3 protein-coding genes are annotated in these 2,400 nt (G+C 62.0%); 2 read left to right on the top strand and 1 reads right to left on the bottom strand.

Going from position 1 to position 2,400, the window contains the following annotated elements; all coding sequences use genetic code 11:
- Both CKO15_RS13485 and CKO15_RS13480 read left to right on the top strand, forming a co-directional pair.
- Window positions 1–677: ComEC/Rec2 family competence protein (locus tag CKO15_RS13485; RefSeq protein ID WP_420842152.1), on the top strand; the 677-nt coding region annotated here is incomplete at its 5' end.
- A 103-nt stretch (window positions 678–780) separates the two neighbouring features.
- Window positions 781–1,761 (top strand): DNA adenine methylase, encoded by a 981-nt coding sequence (locus tag CKO15_RS13480; protein ID WP_200197291.1) that lies wholly within the window; start codon window positions 781–783, stop codon window positions 1,759–1,761.
- 21 nt (window positions 1,762–1,782) lie between these two features.
- Here the strand turns inward: CKO15_RS13480 and CKO15_RS14800 are convergent, their stop codons facing one another.
- Window positions 1,783–2,097 carry a hypothetical protein gene (locus tag CKO15_RS14800; RefSeq protein WP_242464807.1) on the bottom strand — a complete coding sequence of 105 codons (315 nt, stop codon included), beginning with the start codon at window positions 2,095–2,097 and terminating at the stop codon, window positions 1,783–1,785.
- Window positions 2,098–2,400 lie beyond the last annotated feature (303 nt).

Here is a 2,400-nt window from a genome sequence, read left to right as displayed (position 1 = left end):
GCCAAATCGGGGTGCTGCAGCGCAAATCAGTCGGTGAGATCTGGTACAGCGGCTACGAGCACCCCACTCAGACCTTCGAGGCCTGGCTCGATGCCGCCCTAGACTCGAACGCCCGCTACCGGGAGCCCACGCGCGGCCACGCCCAGCAGTTCGGCGAAATGCGCCTGACGCTCCTCCACCCGGGAAGCGAGACCCCCAACCGCAGCGTCCACGACCGCAACCTCGTCGTGCGCATCGACCGTGGCCCCTGCTCGGCGATCATCGCCGGCGACATCGAGGTCAGCGGCGAACGCGAGATCATCGCCAGCGGCATCGACGTCCGCGCCGACGTCCTCGAGCTCGGCCACCACGGCAGCCGCACCTCGACCAGCGCAGAGTGGCTCGATGCCGTCGCTCCGCAGATCGCAGTTGCCCAGTACGGCGCCAGCAATCGCTACGGCCACCCCCACGCCTCGGTCGTCGAACGCGTCACCGCGGCCGGCGTGCCGCTGCTCGGCACCGGTGCCCACGGCAGTATCCGGATGCGCTGCGGGGCTGATGGGCAGTGGCGCGTCGATACCGAGCGGCGCGGTACCGTGACTCCAGGGGATCGTGACCGGGACAGCGCCGCGGCCACCACGACTCCGAACGCACCTCTTCACAAGGTGGCAGCAGCCTCTGAATCCAGGATGAGGTGATCGAAAGGTGCGTAAATTTAGTGGGATAACGTGCTGTGGCATCGTCGGATGCAGTCAGGCTCTTGGTGTTGGCGTGGGGGGGCAACGATTAGTAAAGCCAGCGGTGCGCCGTAAGAGTGCGAAGACGAATTTCGTCTCGCCACTTCGCTACCCAGGCGGCAAGCGCAAGCTCGTCCGTTTCATTGCGGACAAGATCGTCAATGTCGTCGAGAGGCCCTTGCTGTTCATCGAACCATTCGCCGGCGGCGCAGCGGTCAGCCTCAATATGCTGGTCAAGGATCGTGCTGACCATGTAGTGCTGGCTGATCTGGATCCGCTAGTGGGCAATTTCTGGCGAGTCGTGTTCGGCCCCCAAGCGCCATTTGACGATTTGCGTCGCTGGATCGAGACTACACCGGTAACGCTCCAAGCTTGGTATGAAACCCGCGCGCTCTACTGCTCCACCCCTGTCGAGTACGCATTCAAGTGCCTGTTCCTCAATAGAACGAGCTTCAGCGGCGTCCTGAATCAGCGGGCCGGCCCTATCGGAGGCCACATGCAAGCCTCCGAATACGCAGTGGACAGCCGGTTCAACAAAGAACGTATCCTGTCTCGGATCGATACGCTGCGAGAGCATCGCCAGCGCGTGGTGTACGCCGGGGTGAAGGATTACCGCGAGGTCGCCCGCCTCAAGCGCGTGCGCGATCTGATGGTCCAGAATCAGTCCGTGGTCTGGTATCTGGATCCGCCCTTCTTCCGCAAAGCAGAGAACCTCTACAACAAGTGGTTCGATCGTGACAATCACCTCAGCCTCAAGTCTTGGATCGAGAATGACCTGGTGGGCCACTGGCTGCTGAGCTACGACAACGTGCCGGAGGCTCTGGAGGTCTGGTGCGACCACCCGGCGACCGAAGAGGTCGAGCTGGGCTACAGCACTTCGCGCAAGCCACGCCAGAACGACGCACCCCACAAGCGCAAGAAATCGGAAGAGATCGTGGTCAGCGGCTATCAGCCCTGGCCTGAGATCGCCAGGATCGTAGAACAAGCACAGAAGGGAGCTACCACCCTCCTCTGCAAAGACCGCAGAGTCACGGAGACAGCATGAGTAAATTCGTAGGCATCGTGGCTAGGCCAGCGACCCACCGACGCCTATGACACCATTCGCATGAGCTGCGGGGCTGATGAGGGGGGGGATCGTGACCGGGACAGCGCTGCAGACGCGCCCTGACCGGCCGGCTGCATCGACCTCAACCGGGCCAGTGCGAGCGAACTGGAGCGGATCGGCTACATCGGCACTGATCGGACCGAGTCGATCATCGAGCAGCGGCCATGGATGCGCGTCGATCAGTTGCGCCGGATCGACGGCATCGGCTCGGGGCGGTTGGCGGATATTGAGTGCAAGGGGCGGTGTGTATTTTTTTAGCTCAACGCGGAAGGCCATGCTATACAGAATCCGTCTTTCCTAGGAAAGGCCGACTCAGTCTAATATACTGTTGAACTAATCCGCTCCGCGGGGCTTTGGTGCAGGACCGCATCGAAGACCTTGATTAAGCGAAGATTATAGGGCAAGCAGATCGCCCAGGACGGCCGTTCCGCGGCAGGGCTCCCGCCCATCGACCACACTTGGTCATGACCCAATCGGGGTCATTGACCGAGGATGCGACGATGAGCACGTTGCGCCACCGCATGATCGCGGCCATGCACATGCATGGCTTTTCTGCCCACACCCATGAGAGCTATTGGC

Origin of the sequence: Halorhodospira abdelmalekii, assembly GCF_016583625.1 — a bacterium.
Lineage (GTDB): Bacteria > Pseudomonadota > Gammaproteobacteria > Nitrococcales > Halorhodospiraceae > Halorhodospira > Halorhodospira abdelmalekii.
This window is presented reverse-complemented; position numbering and strand designations above follow the sequence as displayed.